The 18,112-nt window shown below is 68.0% G+C and carries 16 protein-coding genes and 2 pseudogenes; 7 read left to right on the top strand and 11 right to left on the bottom strand.

Annotation, left to right across the window (positions count from 1 at the left end; genetic code table 11):
- Positions 1-38: 38 nt before the first annotated feature.
- Positions 39-251 (bottom strand): DUF4287 domain-containing protein, encoded by a 213-nt coding sequence (locus BLS66_RS17320; protein ID WP_074726413.1) that lies wholly within the window; start codon positions 249-251, stop codon positions 39-41.
- A gap of 93 nt (positions 252-344) precedes the next feature.
- On the opposite strand from BLS66_RS17320, the gene BLS66_RS17315 reads away from it, so the two are divergent.
- Positions 345-1,244: a LysR family transcriptional regulator gene (locus BLS66_RS17315; RefSeq protein ID WP_074726412.1), complete on the top strand. Its 900-nt coding sequence runs from the start codon at positions 345-347 to the stop codon at positions 1,242-1,244.
- A gap of 42 nt (positions 1,245-1,286) precedes the next feature.
- On the opposite strand, the gene BLS66_RS17310 is transcribed toward BLS66_RS17315, so the two are convergent.
- From BLS66_RS17310 to BLS66_RS17295, 4 genes are all read right to left on the bottom strand, one after another.
- Positions 1,287-2,270: an aldo/keto reductase gene (locus tag BLS66_RS17310; RefSeq protein ID WP_074726411.1), complete on the bottom strand. Its 984-nt coding sequence runs from the start codon at positions 2,268-2,270 to the stop codon at positions 1,287-1,289.
- 111 nt (positions 2,271-2,381) lie between these two features.
- Positions 2,382-3,110 carry a hypothetical protein gene (locus BLS66_RS17305; RefSeq protein WP_074726410.1) on the bottom strand — a complete coding sequence of 243 codons (729 nt, stop codon included), beginning with the start codon at positions 3,108-3,110 and terminating at the stop codon, positions 2,382-2,384.
- A 35-nt stretch (positions 3,111-3,145) separates the two neighbouring features.
- Positions 3,146-4,309, bottom strand: a complete 1,164-nt coding sequence (locus BLS66_RS17300) for a PilT/PilU family type 4a pilus ATPase (protein ID WP_042358565.1) — start codon at positions 4,307-4,309, stop codon at positions 3,146-3,148.
- Between the two features lie 78 nt (positions 4,310-4,387).
- Positions 4,388-5,425, bottom strand: a complete 1,038-nt coding sequence (locus tag BLS66_RS17295) for a type IV pilus twitching motility protein PilT (RefSeq protein WP_004147099.1) — start codon at positions 5,423-5,425, stop codon at positions 4,388-4,390.
- An 87-nt stretch (positions 5,426-5,512) separates the two neighbouring features.
- Here BLS66_RS17295 and BLS66_RS17290 point away from each other — a divergent pair, with 87 nt between their 5' ends.
- Both BLS66_RS17290 and proC read left to right on the top strand, forming a co-directional pair.
- Positions 5,513-6,190 (top strand): YggS family pyridoxal phosphate-dependent enzyme, encoded by a 678-nt coding sequence (locus BLS66_RS17290; RefSeq protein ID WP_049469699.1) that lies wholly within the window; start codon positions 5,513-5,515, stop codon positions 6,188-6,190.
- Positions 6,191-6,208: 18 nt separating this feature from the next.
- Entirely contained in the window at positions 6,209-7,030 is an 822-nt protein-coding gene (gene proC, locus BLS66_RS17285; RefSeq protein ID WP_074726409.1) for a pyrroline-5-carboxylate reductase, read from the top strand.
- Positions 7,031-7,103: 73 nt separating this feature from the next.
- On the opposite strand, the gene BLS66_RS17280 is transcribed toward proC, so the two are convergent.
- Positions 7,104-7,979: a LysR family transcriptional regulator gene (locus BLS66_RS17280; RefSeq protein ID WP_049469704.1), complete on the bottom strand. Its 876-nt coding sequence runs from the start codon at positions 7,977-7,979 to the stop codon at positions 7,104-7,106.
- Between the two features lie 71 nt (positions 7,980-8,050).
- Between BLS66_RS17280 and BLS66_RS17275 the strand changes: the two are divergent.
- Positions 8,051-8,680, top strand: a pseudogene (locus BLS66_RS17275) (short chain dehydrogenase); the annotation flags it as partial.
- 68 nt (positions 8,681-8,748) lie between these two features.
- On the opposite strand, the gene soxR reads toward BLS66_RS17275, so the two are convergent.
- Complete coding sequence (soxR, locus tag BLS66_RS17270; protein ID WP_053462342.1) at positions 8,749-9,183, bottom strand: redox-sensitive transcriptional activator SoxR; 435 nt, start codon at positions 9,181-9,183, stop codon at positions 8,749-8,751.
- Between the two features lie 29 nt (positions 9,184-9,212).
- Between soxR and BLS66_RS17265 the strand changes: the two genes are divergently transcribed.
- Positions 9,213-10,634, top strand: coding sequence for an MFS transporter (locus tag BLS66_RS17265; RefSeq protein WP_074726407.1), 1,422 nt, complete (start codon positions 9,213-9,215; stop codon positions 10,632-10,634).
- Between the two features lie 86 nt (positions 10,635-10,720).
- Here the strand turns inward: BLS66_RS17265 and BLS66_RS17260 are convergent, their stop codons facing one another.
- Together BLS66_RS17260 and BLS66_RS17255 are read right to left on the bottom strand one after the other, a co-directional pair.
- Positions 10,721-12,742 carry an esterase/lipase family protein gene (locus tag BLS66_RS17260; RefSeq protein ID WP_074726406.1) on the bottom strand — a complete coding sequence of 674 codons (2,022 nt, stop codon included), beginning with the start codon at positions 12,740-12,742 and terminating at the stop codon, positions 10,721-10,723.
- Entirely contained in the window at positions 12,742-13,716 is a 975-nt protein-coding gene (locus BLS66_RS17255; RefSeq protein WP_049469258.1) for an Lnb N-terminal periplasmic domain-containing protein, read from the bottom strand. The genes BLS66_RS17260 and BLS66_RS17255 overlap by 1 nt, the downstream gene beginning before the upstream one ends.
- Positions 13,717-13,887: 171 nt before the next feature.
- Here BLS66_RS17255 and BLS66_RS17250 point away from each other — a divergent pair, with 171 nt between their 5' ends.
- The gene (locus tag BLS66_RS17250; protein WP_074726405.1) at positions 13,888-14,292 is read left to right on the top strand and encodes a GFA family protein; all 405 of its coding nucleotides are present in this window, start codon (positions 13,888-13,890) and stop codon (positions 14,290-14,292) included.
- 279 nt (positions 14,293-14,571) lie between these two features.
- On the opposite strand, the gene BLS66_RS17245 is transcribed toward BLS66_RS17250, so the two are convergent.
- Entirely contained in the window at positions 14,572-16,089 is a 1,518-nt protein-coding gene (locus tag BLS66_RS17245) for an MFS transporter (RefSeq protein ID WP_074726427.1), read from the bottom strand.
- A 107-nt stretch (positions 16,090-16,196) separates the two neighbouring features.
- Between BLS66_RS17245 and BLS66_RS17240 the strand changes: the two are divergent.
- A pseudogene (locus tag BLS66_RS17240) lies at positions 16,197-17,121 on the top strand (LysR family transcriptional regulator).
- A gap of 49 nt (positions 17,122-17,170) precedes the next feature.
- Here the strand turns inward: BLS66_RS17240 and BLS66_RS17235 are convergent.
- A complete protein-coding gene (locus tag BLS66_RS17235; protein WP_057495169.1) occupies positions 17,171-18,034 on the bottom strand; it encodes a DMT family transporter in 864 nt (287 codons plus the stop codon).
- Positions 18,035-18,112: the final 78 nt, after the last annotated feature.

Genomic DNA, 18,112 nt, shown 5'->3' with positions numbered 1-18,112 from the left:
CAGCTGAATGCGCCCCACTGTGCCCGCTCCGGCGCGGCTCAGCCCCTGCCGGCCAGATGGTGCGCCACCAGCGCGTTCGCATGGCCATGGCCCAGCCCATGCTCACTTTTCAGGAAGCTGACCAGTTCCATGTGTTTCAGGCCCGTCTGTCCCGCCAGCAGCCCCAGCCAGTGCGCCACCGGCTGCCCGTAAGTCCTCTCGATGGAGGGGAAGTAGGAGGCCGGGCCCTTGGGCTTGGTGTCAGCGCTCATGCGAAAGCTCCTTGCGTTGGATGTACCGTTACGACGAGCCGGGGATCCGGAAATCGACAGATCCGTTCAATCCGGGAGCCGTATCATCCCTGCATGCCCCGTGAAAACCTCAACGACCTGCAGGCCTTCGTCCACGTCGCCCGCGAGGGCAGCTTCACCAAGGCCGCCGCCCAGCTGGGCGTGTCCCAGTCCGCGCTCAGCCATGCCATGCGCGGCCTGGAACAGCGCCTTGGCGTGCGCCTGCTGACCCGCACCACCCGCAGCGTAGCGACCACCGAAGCCGGCGCGCGCCTGCTCGACACCCTTGGCCCACGCCTGGCCGAGATCGAGGACGGCCTGGCCGCGCTGGCCGAGTACCGCGAGCGCCCGGCCGGCACCATCCGCATCAATGCCACCGGCCATGCGGCCGAGTACATTGCCTGGCCACGGCTCGCGCCCCTCCTGCAGCAGTATCCGGAGCTGAAAGTGGAACTGGCCGCCGATTACGGGCTGGCCGATATCGTGGCCGAACGTTATGACATCGGCATCCGCCTCGGCGAGCGGCTGGCGCGCGACATGATCGCGGTGCCGATCAGCCCGCCGCTGCGCATGCGCGTGGTCGGCGCGCCCCGCTACTTCCGCCAGCACGTGGCGCCACGGCATCCGCACGAGCTGGCCGACCACAACTGCGTGACCCTGCGCCTGCCCACGCACGGCGGGTTGATGCCGTGGGATTTCGGCCAGGACGGCAACGAACTGAGCGTGCGCGTGAGCGGCCAGTGGACCTTCAACACCATGGGCATGACCCGCGCCGCAGCGCTGGCCGGCAGTGGACTGGCGTGGTTGCCGGAGGACCAGGTGCAGCCAATGCTGGCCGATGGGCGACTGCAGTCGGTGCTGGATGACTGGTGCCCGCACTTCGATGGCTACTACGCCTACTACCCGTCGCGCCGCCACGTGACCGTGGCGATGCGCACGGTGCTGGATGCGCTGCGCGGGCCTATGCAGGGGTGAGGGTCAGGGAGTGCGGACCAACGGTCCGCACCCACCTGGCGATCAACCCTTGGCCTGCGCCGCACGCTGCGCGTTGTAGCGCTCGCCAACGATCGACACCTCGTCCAGCGCCTGCGCGATGCGCTGCAGTTCTTCCGGCGCCAGCTGCAGGTCGACCGCGCCCAGGTTTTCTTCCAGGCGATGAACCTTGGTGGTGCCCGGGATCGGCACGATCCACGGCGCCTGTGCCAGCAGCCAGGCCAGCGCCACCTGCGCCGGCGTCGCGCCCCGTGCTGCGGCAATCGTACTGATGCGATCCACCAGCGCCTGGTTGGCGCGGCGCGCCTCCACTTCGAAACGCGGCACGCTGTTACGGAAATCGTTGGCGTCGAAGGTGGTGTCGGCGTTGATCGTGCCGGTGAGGAAGCCGCGGCCAAGCGGGCTGAATGGCACGAAGCCGATGCCCAGCTCCTGCAGCGTCGGCAGCAGTTCACGCTCCGGCTCGCGCCACCACAGCGAATACTCACTCTGCACGGCGGCGACCGGCTGCACCGCATGCGCGCGACGCACGGTGGCAGCGCTCGCCTCGGACAGCCCGAAGTGGCCGACCTTGCCTTCGGCGATCAGGTCGCGCACGGTGCCGGCCACATCCTCGATCGGCACGTTCGGGTCGACGCGGTGCTGGTAGAACAGGTCGATATGGTCGGTGCGCAGGCGCTTGAGGCTGGCTTCGGCGACGGCGCGGATGTTCTCGGGGCGGCTGTCCAGGCCGTCATCGGTGCGCGCGCCCTTGAATCCGAACTTGGTGGCAATCACCAGCCTGTCGCGGTGGGGCGCCAGCGCCCGGCCGAGCAGATCTTCGTTGGTGTACGGGCCGTACACCTCGGCGGTATCGAAGAAGGTCACGCCGCGCTCGACGGCGGCCTCCAGCAGGGCCACACCCTGGCTCTGCTCGACCGGCTGGCCGTAGGCATGGGTCAGGCCCATGCAGCCCAGGCCGAGGGCGGAAACCTTCAGGCCGCGGCGGCCCAGTTCGCGTGTCTGCATCGTCGTGCTCCAGAGGGGGAGTGCTGACGATACGCCTGTCGTGGCGCTGGATTGAGCCAGCCCGGCCGCAGTCGGTCATGACCGGAATTCATCAATCGCCTGTGGTGCCCGTCACTCCATGCCCTGCAGGGTGTCAGTGCAACCCGCCAGTTCCACCATCATCCTGCCGGTGTTGCGGAACGCCGGATCCCGCGGCACCCATCGTGCGAACCAACGCTGCTCGCCGTCCACCACGGACTCGAACATCCACGATGAGCCATCAAGCCCAGCGCTCGAATCTTCGCCCTGCAACAGCGCAAACGCGGCGGCGATGGCGTTCCATTCCTGCGCACTCAGCGCGCGCGGTGGAGCGCACGCGCCACCCTTGATGACGGTGGCTGGGCTTCCGGGTAACGATCCAGGAATCTCGAAATCGCGCGCACTGCGCCCGACGATCCACGCGTGGCCCGCTGCATTGCGCTGCGCGCGAATGAGCACGCCCGGGAAGAATGCAGGATCCCAGACGAAGCGATATGCCTGTGCCGGTACGCTGCCACAGCGGAACGACGGCTCCGGCAAGCCATCGAGGTCCCGCAACCGGGCATCATAGACCGTCCTCGCTGACCCGGTGAAATCGATGAACGGTGGCAGGTCGCCGCCGTGCTTCGTCGCAGGCGGTGGCAGCAGATACCAGGCATGCGCCTGCGGATCGTCGCAGCCCTCGGCCGCGGCAGCCGGTTCGGGGGTACGGGCACAACCGGCCTGCAGCAGCACGGCGATGGCCAGTATCACGCTCGTAGTCACACGCATGCAGGCCTCCCTGGCAGGTTCACGCGGGCGTGCATCCGGCGCCGCGGTCATCCCGGAGCAGCGGGCGCCCGCAGGCGCCCTTCCGGTCAACGGATCTCCGAGATCTCCACGCCATCCAGTCCCTGCGACAGGGTGCGCGCGTCGCCGCCCTGGCTGAGCTTGATGCGCAGGCGCACCTCGTTCTGCGAGTCGGCGTAGCGCAGCGCGTCCTCGTAGCTGATCTCGCCGGCCTGGTACAGCTCGAACAGGCTCTGGTCGAAGGTCTTCATGCCCAGCTGGACCGAGTCCTTCATCACTTCCTTCAGCTTGTGGATCTCGCCGTCGCGGATATAGTCCTGCACCAGCGGCGTGCCCAGCAGGATCTCCATCGCCACCTTGCGCGAGCGACCATCGGGGGACGGCACCAGCTGCTGCGCGACCACGCCCTTGAGGTTCAGCGACAGGTCCATCAGCAGCTGGTTGCGGCGGTCTTCCGGGAAGAAGTTGACGATGCGGTCCATCGCCTGGTTGGCGTTGTTGGCATGCAGGGTGCACAGCACCAGGTGGCCGGTTTCAGCGAACGCGATGGCGTGGTCCATGCCTTCGCGGGTACGCACCTCGCCGATCATGATCACGTCCGGCGCCTGGCGCAGGGTGTTCTTCAGCGCGGCTTCCCAGCTGTCGGTATCGATGCCGACCTCGCGCTGGGTGATGATGCAGCCCTCGTGCTTGTGCACGAATTCGATCGGGTCCTCGATGGTGATGATGTGGCCGGTCGAGTTCTGGTTGCGGTAGCCGATCATCGCCGCCAGCGAGGTCGATTTACCGGTACCGGTGGCGCCGACGAACAGGATGATGCCGCGCTTGGTCATCGCCAGCGTCTTGATGATCGGCGGCAGGCTCAGCTCTTCCACGGTCGGAATGCGCGTCTCGATGCGACGCAGCACCATGCCGACCTGGTTGCGCTGGTAGAAGCAGCTGACACGGAAGCGGCCGACACCGGACAGGCCGATGGCGAAGTTGCATTCGTGGGTCTTCTCGAATTCCTCGCGCTGCGCCGGGGTCATCACGTTGAGGACCAGGTCGCGGCTCTGCTGCGGCGTCAGTGGGGTCTGGGTGATCGGCGAGATCTTGCCGTTGACCTTCATCGCCGGCGGCATGCCGGCCGTGATGAACAGGTCCGAGGCGCGCTGGTGCGCCATCAGCTTGAGGAACGAAGTGAAATCGATGGTGGTCGCGGTGCTGTTCACGGCGGGCTCCCAAGAGGGCATGTACCAGGAAACGGTCGGTGGAGGAAACGGCACGGGGACGGCGCCGCACTGGTGCACGCCGCCCGTGGTTGTCCCGCCTTACTCGAACAGGCGCTTGTCCTTGGCGTACTCGCGGGCCTGGTTGCGGGTGATCAGGCTGCGCTTGACCAGGTCCTGCAGATGCTGGTCCAGGGTCATCATGCCGTACTGCTGGCCGGTCTGGATGGCCGAGTACATCTGCGCCACCTTGTCCTCGCGGATCAGGTTGCGGATGGCCGGGGTGCCGACCATGATTTCCCACGCTGCGGTACGACCGCCGCCAACCTTCTTCAGCAGCGCCTGCGAGATCACCGCACGCAGCGACTCGGACAGCATCGAGCGCACCATCGGCTTTTCGCCGGCCGGGAACACGTCGATGATGCGGTCGATGGTCTTGGCCGCCGAGCTGGTGTGCAGGGTGCCGAACACCAGGTGGCCGGTTTCCGCGGCGGTCAGTGCCAGGCGGATGGTTTCCAGGTCACGAAGTTCGCCGACCAGGATGATGTCCGGGTCCTCGCGCAGTGCCGAGCGCAGCGCTTCGTTGAAGCCATGCGTATCGCGGTGCACTTCGCGCTGGTTGATCAGGCACTTCTGCGAGGTGTGCACGAATTCGATCGGATCCTCGACGGTGAGGATGTGGCCGTATTCGTTCTTGTTGATGTAGTCGATCATCGCCGCCAGCGTGGTCGACTTGCCCGAACCGGTCGGACCGGTCACCAGGATCAGGCCCTGCGGCTGCTGGATCACTTCACGGAACAGCGGCGGGCAGGCCAGGTCCTCGAGGGTGAGCACCTCGGACGGAATGGTACGGAACACCGCACCGGCGCCACGGTTCTGGTTGAACGCGTTCACACGGAAGCGCGCCAGCGACGGGATCTCGAAGGAGAAGTCCACTTCGAGGAATTCCTCGTAATCGCGGCGCTGCTTGTCGGACATGATGTCGTACACCAGCGCATGGACCTGCTTGTGGTCCAGGGCCGGGATATTGATCCGGCGAACGTCGCCGTCCACGCGGATCATCGGCGGCAGGCCTGCGGACAGGTGCAGGTCGGACGCTTTGTTCTTTACGGAAAACGCCAGCAGTTCGGCGATATCCATGAGCGGCTACTCCCCAATAACGGCTTCGACTGGAAGGATCTTTCCCCGGGCGGCAGTATAGCCTCCTGATTCAACGGAACGCGTTACGTGGCCACTCCCCTGCCCCAGATCCTGAGCAACTTGCATGCCGCCGCCGAGGCGGCCGGCCGGCCTGATCCGCGCCTGCTGGCGGTTTCCAAGACCCAACCGGCCGAGGCCGTGGCCGCGCTGGCCGCGCAGGGCCAGCAGGCCTTCGGCGAGAACTATGTGCAGGAAGCGCTGGCGAAGATGCAGGCGCTGCAGCACCTGGCGCTGGAGTGGCACCTGATCGGGCACCTGCAGTCGAACAAGGCCGAGGCCGTGGCCAGCCATTTCGACTGGGTGCAGAGCGTGGACCGGCCCAAGCTGGTGGCTGCGCTGGCGCGCCATCGCCCGGCCGCACGCGGCCCGCTGAACGTGCTGATCCAGGTCAACATCGACGACGAATCCAGCAAGCACGGCTGTGCGCCGGAGGACGTCGAGGCATTGGCCGCCGCGATTGCCGCTGAGCCCCGCCTGCGCCTGCGTGGCCTGATGGCGATTCCCGCGCCATGGCCCGAGGCCGAGCGTCGCCGCGATGCATTCGTGCGCATGCGCACACTTTTCCACTCACTGGCCGCCCAGCACGCGCAGGTCGACACGCTGTCGATGGGCATGAGCAGCGACTACGCCGACGCCATCGCCGAGGGCGCCACCCTGGTGCGCATCGGCACCGCCCTGTTCGGCGCGCGCCCGCGCCCGGCCTGATCTTGCAAGGAGAGTTCCATGGCAGCTGATTCCATCACCTTCATCGGCGGCGGCAACATGGCGCGCAGCCTGATCGCCGGCCTGATCCGCCAGGGCGTGCCGGCCGCGCACATCCATGTGGCCGAACCGGTGGCCGCCCTGCGCGAGTCGCTGGCTGCCGACTTTGGCGTGCAGGTGCACGACAACGCAATCGATGCGGCCGCGCAGGGCGGCACCTGGCTGCTGGCGGTGAAGCCGCAGGTACTGCGCGAGGTCTGCCAGTCGCTGCAGGCGCTGGCCCAGGCGAACCGGCCGCTGGTGGTGTCGATCGCCGCCGGCATCACCAGTGCGCAGCTGGAGCGGTGGCTGGGTGGCAACCTGCCGGTGGTGCGGGCAATGCCCAATACGCCGGCCCTGCTCGGCGCCGGTGTGACCGGCCTGTACGCCACGCCGTCGGTGGATGCGCATCAGCACGCGCAGGCCGAACAGGTGCTGGCCAGTGCCGGCCGCACCGTGTGGATCGATCGTGAGGCGCTGATGGATTCGGTGACCGCCGTGTCCGGCAGCGGACCGGCCTATGTGTTCCTGCTGGCCGAAGCGATGGAAGCGGCGGGTATCGCCCAGGGCTTGCCCGCCGACGCCGCACGCACGCTGGTGGTGCAGACCCTGTTGGGCGCCTCGCGGATGCTGGATGAAGCCGGCGAAAGCCCGGCCGAGCTTCGTCGCCGCGTGACCTCGCCGAACGGCACCACCCAGGCCGCGATCGAGCGCTTCCAGGCGGGGGGGTTCGAAGCGCTGGTGGACAAGGCACTGCGCGCCGCGCAGGTACGCGGGCAGGAATTGTCTGCAGCGAATGATTGATTGCCCTGGGGCCAGACCCCTTGGCCGAGGGAAAGGGATCTGACTCCAGCTGCCACCCCACCTGCCCCGATGATCACGGCCCCAACGTGGCCATGACGAAATCGACGAAGCACTGCAGACGCGGGCGCGGGCGTCGATCAGGCAGGTAGATCAGGTGCATCGGCCGCGGTTCGGGCAAGTAGTCGCGCAGCAGCGGCTTCAGTCGCCCCGCTGCGATCTCGCCAGCCAGCAACGCCGTCGGCTGCAGCACCAGACCCGCCCCGGCCACCGCAGCTTCGCGCAGCGCGAAGCCGTCGTTGCAGGTCAGCCGCGCCTCCCAATCCACCTGTTCGCCATTGGCCAGCTGCCAGCCATGGCCGCCGCGCCAAGCCAGGTGGCTCAGGCAGTCATGCCCGGCCAGGTCCGCCGGCGTGCGCGGTGTACCACGCCTGCGCAGATAGGACGGCGCGGCGCACAGGCTCATCGCATACGGCGGCAGTGGACGCGCCACCACCTCCTGCGACGGCAGCGGCCCGACCCGGATCGCAACGTCGAAGCCGTCCTCGATCAGGTCCACGCGGCGGTTGCTCAGGTCCAGCTCGACGTTCAGCAACGGCTGCGCACGCAGCAGTCCGGACAGTACCGGCGCCAGCACGCAGCTGCCCCACGTGGTCGGCGCGCTGACCCGCAGCAGGCCGCGCGGCTGCACCTGCAGCCCGGCCACGTCCGCCTCGGCCTGCTGCACCTGCTCCAGCACCTGCCGGCATCCGGCCAGGTAGGCGCTGCCGGCTTCGGTCAGGCGCTGGCGCCGGGTGTTCCGTTGCAGCAAGGCGGTGCCCAGGTGCGCCTCCAGCTGCTGGATGTACTTGCCGACCATCACCGCCGACACCTGCAGCTGTTCGGCGGCAGCGGCAAAGCTGCCGCGCTCGGCAACCGCGACGAAGGCCTGCATGCAGCGAAGGGTATCCATTGCTAATCCACGGTTAGGAATCTGCAAAGCATACGCCGCTTACCTAACCCGCTTGTGACGGCGCAGACTGCGCTCACTCCCTCACGCAAGGAACGACCATGAAGATCCTCCTCGTCGGTGCCAGCGGCACCCTCGGCAAGGCGGTCGCCCGCCAGCTCGGCCAGCAACACCAGATCCTCGCTGCCGGCCGCCACAGTGGTGAGCTGCGCGTGGACCTGACCGATGATGCGAGCGTCGCCGAACTGTTCGCGCGTACCGGCGCGGTCGATGCGGTGATCTCGACCGCAGGCACGCTGCATTTCGGGCCGCTGCAGGAAATGACCCCGGCCCAGTTCAACGTCGGCCTGCAGGACAAGTTGCTGGGCCAGGTGCGGCTGGCACTGGCCGCCCAGCATCACCTCAACGCCGGCGGCTCGATCACGCTGACCAGCGGCATCGTCAGCGCCCAGCCCATCCGCGATGGCGTCAACGCCACGTCGGTCAATGCCGCGCTGGAGGGCTTCGTGCGCGCCGCCGCTTTGGAACTGCTGCCGCGCGGCCTGCGCATCAACGTGGTCAGCCCGAACGTGCTGATCGAATCGATGGCGGCCTACGGTCCCTACTTCCCCGGTTTCGAAGCGGTCAGCGCGCAGCGCGCGGCGCTGGCCTTCCAGCGCGCGGTGGAAGGCATCCAGAGCGGAGAGACCCTCACGGTCTGGTAAGAAAAAAGGGGACGGAGGGGATTAAGTCGTTTGTGCACTTGCGACTTAATCCCCTCCGTCCCCTTTTTTCATTCCCAGCGCATCGGGCCATCGCCGCGTTCGCCGAGGACATCGCCGGGGTTGGCCAGACGGCAGCGCTGCAGCGACAGGCAGCCACAGCCGATGCAGCCTGTCAGTTCATCGCGCAGCCGCTGCAGCATGTGGATGCGCTCCTCCAGCTCGGTGCGCCAGCGCGCGGACAGCCTGGCCCAGTCGGCCTTGGTCGGCGCGCGCCCTTCGGGCAGGCTCTCGAAGGCCCGACCGACCGCTTCCAGTGGCATGCCGACACGCTGCGCCACGCGGATCACCGCCAGGCGCCGCAGCACATCGCGGCTGTAACGGCGCTGGTTGCCCGAGGTACGCAGGCTGCTGATCAGCCCCTTGCGCTCGTAGAAATGCAGCGCGGACACGGCCACGCCACTGCGCTGGGAGACTTCGCCTACGCTGAGCTCCGGGAATGCCATTGCTTGACCTCAACTATGGTTGAGATGTCATGCTGCTGTCTTCGCCGCCCGTTGACAAGCGCGGCCCGCATCTACCCCCTATGACGCCAACGCTTTCACCCGCCACTACCGGCCTGCCGCCGGATACTTCGATCCTGTCCGCGCGCTACCGCGCGACCACCCTCGGCATGGTCGCGCTGGTCGCGCTGCATGCCTTCGAGGCATTGGCCGTCGCAGCCGCGATGCCGACCGTAGCCGAGGCACTCGACGGCCTGCGCCTGTATGCGCTCGCTTTCGGCGGCACCCTGGCCACCAGCGTGATCGGCATGACCCTGGCCGGTCGCTGGGCCGATCGCCACGGCCCGGCCCGGCCACTCTGGTACGGGCTGGCCTGCTTTGTGGCCGGCCTGCTGCTGGCCGGCCTGGCCACGCGCATGGGCCTGCTGGTGGCCGGGCGCCTGATGCAGGGCCTGGGCGCGGGCGCGATCTCGGTCTCGCTGTACGTGATGGTCGGCCGCAGCTACCCGGAGCACCTGCAACCGAAGGTGTTCGCGGCATTCTCAGCAGGCTGGGTGCTGCCGTCGCTGGTCGGCCCGGCGCTGAGCGGGCTGATCGTGCAGCATCTGGGCTGGCGCTGGGTCTTCCTGGCGGTACCGCTGCTGGCGATTCCCGCGGCGCTGCTGCTGCGCCCGGCACTGGCCCGCATCCAGGCCACCGGTGGCGCGGGCAACGACGCCGGGCGCGGCAACGTGGTGCGCTGGGCCAGTGGCGCGTCGCTGGCGGCGTTGCTGCTCTACGTCGGAGGACAGCAGCAGGGCCTGGCCGCCCTGCTCTGCATCGGCGTGGCGATGCTGGCGCTGCTGTTCTGCGTGCATCGGTTGCTGCCGGCCGGAACGTTGACCCTGCGCCGCGGGCTGCCCAGCGTGATCGCGCTGCGTGGCATTGCGGCGGCGGCGTTCTTCGCCTGCGAGGCCTATCTGCCCCTGCTGCTGCAGCGCGAGCGCGGGCTCTCTCCGAGTTGGGCCGGTGCGGTGCTCAGCCTGGGCGCCCTGGGCTGGTTCGCTGGCTCATGGCTGCAGGGTCACCAGCAGCGCGGCTGGTCACGCCAACAGCTGCTGCGCGCTGGCACGGCGATGATGACCGTGGGCATTGCCGCAACACTGGCGGTACTGTTCAGCGCGGTGCCGCTGCCGGTGTCGCTGGTCGGCTGGGCGATGACGGGCTTCGGCATGGGCATGATCTACGCCAGCCTGTCAGTGCTGACCCTGTCGCTGTCGGCGCCGCATGAGCAGGGCGCCAATACCTCTGCGCTGCAGCTGAGCGAGGCCCTGTCGGTGGCCACCGCGCTGGCGGCCTCCGGTGCACTGTTCGCCCTGTTCGTGGACAGTGCGCCGCACACCGGTTACCTGCTGTGCCTGGCCATCACCTTCGGCCTGGCGGTGATGGCCGCAGTGATCGCGCGGCGGGTGTAGGCACCCGCTTTACGGCAGTGCCGGCCGCTGGCCGGCAACCTCCATGTGCAGAGGAGTTCCCCGGGATTGACGGCCAACGGCCGCCATTACCGGGTGCCGCTCCCCACGTCATCGATGTCCCGGTGCAGGATGCGGCGCACTTCCAGCACGGCCTGCGGGGTCTCCTGCACGCTGTGGCCGGAAATGATCACCTTCTCCGACAGCGCGCCCGGCAGGTGCGCGCTCCAGTACGGCACCAGCCCGTCATCGGACTTCTCCACCGGCAGCTCCGGCTTGCGCTGGGCGATGATCGAGTGGTACTTCAGGCCCGTTTCGATCGGCAGCTGTGCGGCGGCCTTCACGAACGGATCGCTGGCCTTGAGGTTGTCGATGCTGTTGGGAATCTTCGGCTTGGCGGTGCCGTCCTCCTGTTGCTCGGCCTGCGCCAATGCCAGGAACACATCTTCGAATTTGCCAAGGATGGTCAGCGGCAGGCGCACCAGCCGGCCCAGCAGGCGCCCGACCTTGTTGCCGGCGATGTCCGTACCCTGGTGCGGGGCGGCGATGAAGATCGCACGCTCCACGTTCGGCTGCGCCTTGAAGTGCAGCAGCGGCCCCAGCTTGTTCTGGACGCGCTTGAGGCGCTCGCCCTTCAGGTCATAGTTGGCCAGCAGGTCGTTCCACAGCACGTCGCCCGAATCGCTGACCAGCAGGCGCGCCAGCACGCCACCCATGCTGTGGCCGATGTAGACCATGTCCTTCGATGCACGCGTGCTGCCGTTGGGGTCAAAGTGCTTGAGGGTATCGTTGAACGCGTTGGCGATCTCGTAGCGGTTCAAGGCAATCGGCGCGTTGGTCGGGTAATAGACCTGCCACACCTGGAACTGCTGGCGCAGCTCGGGGTCGCCCATGATCTCGTTGGCCAGGTTCACCCAGGCTTCCGGGCTGCTGGCCAGGCCGTGCAGCATGAAGATGATGCGACGGTTCGGATCCCACGGCTGCATCAGGTAGATGTGCGGCTCGCCGATGCCTTCACTCATGCCGAACAGGGTGCGCAGCGACTGCCGGGCGAAGCCGCTCTGTGCCAGCCACAGGCCGTAGGCGGCGGTGAAGTTGCCCGCCAGCGGCACCTGTTCGCCGTGCAGGCTGATGCGCTCGGTGGCTTCCGGCGAATACGCATCCAGCTCGACCCGGCGCGTGCGCATCACATCGTCCAGGCTGCTGCCCTCGAAACGCAGCAGCGCGGTGACGTTGATCGAGGACATCTCGCTGAATTCCGGTACCGAATCGTCATGCCGATGGCGGCGCCCGCGGCGCTCGTTGTCGTCAGCATCCGCCGCCGTTTCCGCCTTCGGCCCATCGCCCGCGATCACCGGCGCGACCAGCTTGGGCGGGTCCATCACCATCACCAGCTCGGCACCGAAGCCATCGCGGCGATAGGTACTGCGCAGGCCGACGAAACTGACCGTACCGGCCGGCACCAGCTGCGCGGGAATGCTCTTCAGGTTCAACTGCTGGTAGTTGGAGGCCAGCGACCAGCTGCCGACCGAGATCGGCTTCGTGTAGTCCTCGCCCGCCAGTGCCGCTGCACGCGCGCGCACGAACAGCACCACCGCCGCCTTCTCGGCCGCGTAGTTGTAGTAGTCGCGCACCTGCGTCTGCCGGTCCTCGAAGGCGCGGTCGGACGGCGAGCGGCCGCTGTAGAACAGGTACGCATACGCGTAGCGCGCGGCCTCCAGCCAAGCGTCCAGCGCCTCGTCGCTCATCGGTGGATCACCGGCGGCAGTCTTCTTCGGCGTCAGCGCCAGTGCGGCCTTCACCCACAGTTCGGACAGCGCCGACAGCCGCTGCTCGACGTTGAGGTCATCGGTCATCAGCAGCGTACTGCGGCAGACCAGGAAGTCCTTCTCGCATTGCGATTCGTCCAGGCCCGCCGCACTGAGCGTCTCGCGCGCGGCCGGGCTGAGCTTGCCGGTATTGAGCACGTCGGCACGCTTGTTGACCAGCGATTCGCTGGACTTGACCTGCTTGACGGTGACCATCGCGCAGCCGCTACTGCCCAGCAGCAGGATGGCGGCGAACAACACCGGCAGCGCACGCTGCCAGCGGATCAGGGGGAGTCGGGTCATTACTGCGGGTCCTGCTCGGTGCCGGGCACGCCCTGGCGGATCACGGTGGAGAAGTGGTCGCCGCTGCCCAGGTCCAGCGCACGCTGGGTGATGCGGCCCTTGTCATGCAGTTCGGCGTAAGGCACGCCCGGCGTGAGCGCGCCGACCTCCTGTGCGTACTCGGCCAGGTAGCCGGACAGCAGCAGGCGGTAGTCCAGCGGCAAGCGCGGCGCGATGTGGCGGGCCAGGTCGAAGACGATGGTGGTGCAGTTGCTGGTGAGCGTGTTGTAGAAGCCCGGCTTCGCGTCCAGTTCGCGCGCCTGCGCGATGTACGCGGCGAACAGTTGCTTCAGCTGCGCCTGGTCCATGCCGTGCAGGCGGTACAGATAGACATCCTCGCCACGCGCGTTGGTGCGGGTGCGGATGATATCGGTCTCCTCCGAGGCCACCAGGGTCATCTCGAACTTGCGGAAGAAGCCGCCCAGCGCAGAGAAGGATTCGCCGCGTTCCTTGCGGATCTCCAGCGAGAACACCACGTGGCGCCCGTCCTCGAAACCGAACGAGATCAGGGTGTGGGCGATCGCCGGGCCCATCCAGTACGACAGCACCAGGTCGGCCGAGCGCAGCTGGTCAAGGTCGTACGCGCGGCGCACCCAGTGCGCGTCGTAGTCGGTTTCGCTGCGCCAGGTGAAATCCCGCACGTTGTCGAGCACCACGTGGCGCCCGTCGAAGGACACCACATGCAGGCGCTGGGCCACGTCATCGGCCCAGACCCGGTCCTGGCGCGGGGTGAGCAGCAGCCACCACAGGCCGGCCAGTGCCAGCGATGCCGCGAACGCCAGGCCGAGCCGACGGCTGCTGCGGCCACGCGCGACCTGCCACGAGGCCCACAGCGCCAGCAGCAGCCACAGCAGGGCCACGGTGGTCGCCAGCCAGCCCGGCCCCGGCACCTGATAGGCCAGCAGGCCGGTCACCCACAACGCTGCCAGCGCCATGGCACTTCCTGTCATCCAACGTCCTGCGGCTCTCACTGGCATCCTGTCGCGGTCCCGAAGCCGCATAGTTAGCCACAAGCGGGTTCACCGTCGCATCTACGGCCCGTTCAGGGACCGCGGCGCACCGTCTGCGGCGACCTCTGCAGCCCGATGGATCACACAGGAGCAACGATGGGCATCACCTCCGTGGCCGGCGTTCCGGTCCAACCCCAGCACCGCGCCACCTGCCACTGCGGCACGGTCGAGCTGCTGCTCGACCTGCCGGACGGCATCGTCGATCCGCGCCGCTGCGACTGCTCGATGTGCCGGCGCCGGGGTGCCATCGCCGCCAGCGTCCCCCGCCAGGGCCTGCAGGTGGTACGCGGGCAGCGTCACCTGCAGAGGTACCAGTTCAACACCCATGTGGCCGAGCACTACTTCTGCGGCGTGTGCGGCATCTACACCCATCACCGGCGCCGCTCCAACCCCGACCAGTACGGCTACAACGTGGCTTGCCTGGAGGGCATCGACCCGTTCGCGCTGGGGGTGATCCCGGTCAGCGATGGGGTCAACCACCCATCAGACCGCACCGGCTAGTGGCGCGTGCGCCGCGACGGCGTGGCCACCTTCTGCCAGAGCGCCATGCCGCTGCGCCCCGCCCGCGCCGGGCGTTTCAGCCAGGGCCGGCGTGACGGTGCCTGTGGCGCGTCCTCGACCGGGGGAGGAAGGGGTCGACGGCCGGGCCAGAGATGGTCGAGCAGCCACATGGCAGGTCTCCGTGGGGGGACGGGGACGATCAAGACTAGGCCCGGGTGGGCATAGGCGACGTGAGCGGGACACGACAACGGGATGACGGCGGAGGCGGCGATGAGCCTGCTACACCCTGTTCCCGACCAAGGCGCCTGTGCGTTTCCGCAGCAACAGGTGCAACACGGCGGCACAGGCGGCGGTCAGCAGCGCCAGTACCCGAAGCAGGTGTGCCAGCGCCTCGCCACTGACCTGCCGCAAGTGCTCGTCCCCCATCGCAGGCAGCAGCGCCGCCGCCTGCGCCCGGGACCCGCTCGCCAGGTAAGCACCGGCACGCGCCAACGACGCCGGCGAAGCCCCTTGCAGCTGTTGATCGATCAGCAGCGCCAGCAGCGCCGTCACCGCGGCCAACGCGATGCCTTCGCCGGCCACCCGAACGGTTCCGAAAATGCCGGCGGCCATGCCGGCACGTTGCACCGGTACCACGCTCACCGACAGCCCATCCATGAGGCCCCACGGCAACGCCGTCCCTGCGCCGACCAGCATCAGCAGCGGCACCCATTGCGAGGGAGACGGGTGCGATGCCTGCCGCGACAACAGGCACAGGCCGGTGGCACACACCAGCAGACCCAGCGTGCACAGCCGCGCACTTCCCACGCGCTCCGCCCAACGCGCAGCCAGCATCGGCAGGACCAGCATCGGCGCGGACAGCGCCAGCATCTGCAGTCCCACCAGCGTCGCGCTCTGGCCATGCACGCCCAGCAGTTGCAGAGGTAACACGACCAGCAGCACCACGTAGCCGAAGCAGGTCGCCACCGGCAGCAGCTGGACGCCGAGGAACGCCGGTTGCGAGAACAGTGAGAGATCCAGCAATGGTGATGGGTGCCGTCGTTCGATAGTGACGAACACCCCGCCCAACAACAGCGTCGCCAGCAGCGCCAGTTGCACACGCACGGCGTGCAGGCCGAACTCGCCCAGCCACAGCAGGGCCAGGGTCAACGCCGCCAGCGTCAGGCTGAAACTCAGCATGCCGCCGATATCCAGTGGTCGGCGCTCGCCATGGCTTTCAGGCACCGCGCGTGCCCCTAGGCCGAAGGCCACCAACGTGAGCACACCGCCCGCGGCGAACACGCTGCGCCATCCCAATGCCTGCAGCAGCAGGCCCGCGAGCAGGGGCCCCAACGCCAGCCCCATGCCGAACGTGGTGCCCAGCAGGGCGAAGACACGGGCACGCGCCGGCCCCTGCCAGGCCTGTGCCAGCAGCGCCGTGCCAGATGCCAACGCCGCTGCAGCCGCCACGCCCTGCAATCCGCGCGCCAGATCCAACCACAGCAGCGCGGGAGCAAGGCAGACCACGGCCGTGGCGAGGGTGAAGCCCACCGTGCCCAGCAGGAACAGCCGCCGCCGGCCATAACGATCGGCCAATCCGCCTGCCGCGAGCAGCAGGCTGCCGAAGGTGAGCATGAAGGCGTTGGTCACCCAGGCCAGCGCGGTGGGCGATGCTGCCGCGGAACGCGCCAGCGCCGGCACCGCAACTGCACCGGCAGAGAAGGACAACGGCAACGCCAGCGCAGCCAGGCAGACCGCAAGCAGCGTCCAACGCTGCTGCGCGCGGGCAGGTACAGGGAACATCGAAACCGGGGCCATGCGGGCCTCCATCCATCAGGGGCATTGATGATGGACAGGCCGTTATTCCAGAAAAACGGGCTCGATGGACGTTGATTGCGGCCAGATGTTCCGCAATCATGCCCCTTATGGACTCCATCTCCGCCCTGCTCGCCTTTGTCCGCACCGCCGAGGCCGGCAGCATCGTCGGCGCTGCCCGCGTACTCGGCCTGTCCGCCTCGGCGGTCGGCAAGCGCATTGCCCGCCTCGAACTCGATCTGGGCACGCGTCTTTTCCAGCGCACTACCCGCCGCGTGCACCTCACCGACGAAGGCGAACTGCTGCTGCAGCGCTGCCGGCGTGCACTGGACGAGCTTTCCGAAGCGCAGGCTGACCTGGCGCAGCGACAGCACGCCCCCAGCGGGCTGCTGCGCATCGGCCTGCCCACCATCGGCTACCGCTTCCTGCTGCCGGTGCTGCCCGGCTTCCAGCAACGCTACCCGCAGGTGCAGCTGGAACTGGACTTCAACGACCGCATCGTCGACGTGGTCAGCGAGGGCCTTGACGCGGTGATACGCAGCGGCGAACTGGCCGATTCCAGCCTGACCGCACGGCGGCTGGGGAGCTTTCGCTTCATCCTCTGTGCGGCGCCGGGCTACCTGCAGGCGCACGGCACTCCCGGCGATGTGGGCGACCTTGGCAGGCATGCCGCACTGCGCTTCCGTTACCCCACCACCGGAAAGCTGCATCCGTGGCAGCTGCCGGGCATCGAAGGCGATGCCGGGGCGCGCCTTCCCACGGCGATGACCTGCAACAACATGGAAGCCGTGCTGGCCGCTGCGATCGGCTGCATGGGCCTGGCCTGGATGCCCGACTTCCTCGCCGCTGACGCGCTGGCCGATGGCCGCCTGCAACAGGTACTGCCCGCGCTTCCGACGCACCAGGGGCAGTTCTCGCTGCTATGGCCCGGTGGGCGCCATCCCAGCGCACGCCTGCGTGTGTTCATCGACTATGCCGTTGCGCATCTTTTCCGCGGCTCCCCCGGAAAAGGGGACGGAGGGGATTAAGTCGTAATCGGTCCTGCTATGCCTGAAACGACTTAATCCCCTCCGTCCCCTTTTTCCTAGCGGCTGAAGCGGCGCGCGCCTGCCACGCAGATCACGGCGACTACGGTCACTAGCACCATGCTGAGGCTGACCGACTCGTGCAGCAGCAGCGCGGCCAGCGCCAGGCCGAAGAACGGCTGCAGCAGCTGCAGTTGGCCGACGGCGGCGATGCCGCCCTGCGCGAGCCCGCGGTACCAGAACAGGAAGCCGATCAGCATGCTGAATACTGCCACGTAGCCCAGCGCCCACCATGCCGAGGCAGCCACCGCGGTGAACGAGGCCGGGCGCATCAGCACCGCCAACGGCAGCATCACCGGCAATGCCAGCAGCAGTGCCCAGCTGATCACCTGCCAGCCGCCCAGATGGCGGGCCAGCCGACCGCCTTCGGCGTAGCCCAGCCCGCACACCACGATGGCCGCCAGCATCAGCAGGTCGGCCTGCAAGGACGCCTCGATGCCGTTACGCACCGCATAGCCGACCACGCAGGCGCTGCCCAGCAGCGAGAACAACCAGAACGCCGGGCGCGGCCGCTCGCCACCACGCAGCACGCCGAACACCGCAGTGCTCAACGGCAGCAGGCCGAGGAACACGATGGTGTGCGCCGATGACGCATGGCGCAGCGCGAGCGCGGTCAGCAGCGGAAAGCCGACCACCACCCCGAGGCTGACCACCATCAGTCCCGGCAGGTCGCCGCGACGGGGCCACGGCTGGCGCAGCATCAGCAGCAGGCCAAGGCCGAGCATGGCGGCGATGGTGGCGCGCGCAGCCGTGACGAATCCGGCATCCAGCTGCAGCACCGCTACGCGCGTGGCCGGCAGGGAGCCGGCGAAGATCACCACACCGATGAAGCCATTGATCCAGCCACTCGCCGACCGTTCCACGCCTGTGATCCTGAAGTGCCGGGCGACGCCTGGCGGAGCCTGTATGGAAGCATCCGGCGCGGAACGCGCCCAGCTACA

The organism is Stenotrophomonas pavanii, assembly GCF_900101175.1.
GTDB lineage: Bacteria > Pseudomonadota > Gammaproteobacteria > Xanthomonadales > Xanthomonadaceae > Stenotrophomonas > Stenotrophomonas pavanii.
Note: the sequence above shows the minus strand (reverse complement) of the source record. Positions and strands in the feature narration are given on the sequence as shown.

Excerpts from the sequence above, each read along its gene's own strand:
- BLS66_RS17320 (WP_074726413.1), bottom strand. The coding sequence starts at position 251 with ATGAGCGCTGACACCAAGCCCAAGGGCCCGGCCTCCTACTTCCCCTCC.
- BLS66_RS17315 (WP_074726412.1), top strand. The coding sequence starts at position 345 with ATGCCCCGTGAAAACCTCAACGACCTGCAGGCCTTCGTCCACGTCGCC.
- BLS66_RS17310 (WP_074726411.1), bottom strand. The coding sequence starts at position 2,270 with ATGCAGACACGCGAACTGGGCCGCCGCGGCCTGAAGGTTTCCGCCCTC.
- BLS66_RS17305 (WP_074726410.1), bottom strand. The coding sequence starts at position 3,110 with ATGACCGCGGCGCCGGATGCACGCCCGCGTGAACCTGCCAGGGAGGCC.
- BLS66_RS17300 (WP_042358565.1), bottom strand. The coding sequence starts at position 4,309 with ATGCCCTCTTGGGAGCCCGCCGTGAACAGCACCGCGACCACCATCGAT.
- BLS66_RS17295 (WP_004147099.1), bottom strand. The coding sequence starts at position 5,425 with ATGGATATCGCCGAACTGCTGGCGTTTTCCGTAAAGAACAAAGCGTCC.
- proC (WP_074726409.1), top strand. The coding sequence starts at position 6,209 with ATGGCAGCTGATTCCATCACCTTCATCGGCGGCGGCAACATGGCGCGC.
- BLS66_RS17280 (WP_049469704.1), bottom strand. The coding sequence starts at position 7,979 with ATGGATACCCTTCGCTGCATGCAGGCCTTCGTCGCGGTTGCCGAGCGC.
- soxR (WP_053462342.1), bottom strand. The coding sequence starts at position 9,183 with ATGGCATTCCCGGAGCTCAGCGTAGGCGAAGTCTCCCAGCGCAGTGGC.
- BLS66_RS17265 (WP_074726407.1), top strand. The coding sequence starts at position 9,213 with ATGCTGCTGTCTTCGCCGCCCGTTGACAAGCGCGGCCCGCATCTACCC.
- BLS66_RS17260 (WP_074726406.1), bottom strand. The coding sequence starts at position 12,742 with ATGACCCGACTCCCCCTGATCCGCTGGCAGCGTGCGCTGCCGGTGTTG.
- BLS66_RS17255 (WP_049469258.1), bottom strand. The coding sequence starts at position 13,716 with ATGGCGCTGGCAGCGTTGTGGGTGACCGGCCTGCTGGCCTATCAGGTG.
- BLS66_RS17250 (WP_074726405.1), top strand. The coding sequence starts at position 13,888 with ATGGGCATCACCTCCGTGGCCGGCGTTCCGGTCCAACCCCAGCACCGC.
- BLS66_RS17245 (WP_074726427.1), bottom strand. The coding sequence starts at position 16,089 with ATGGCCCCGGTTTCGATGTTCCCTGTACCTGCCCGCGCGCAGCAGCGT.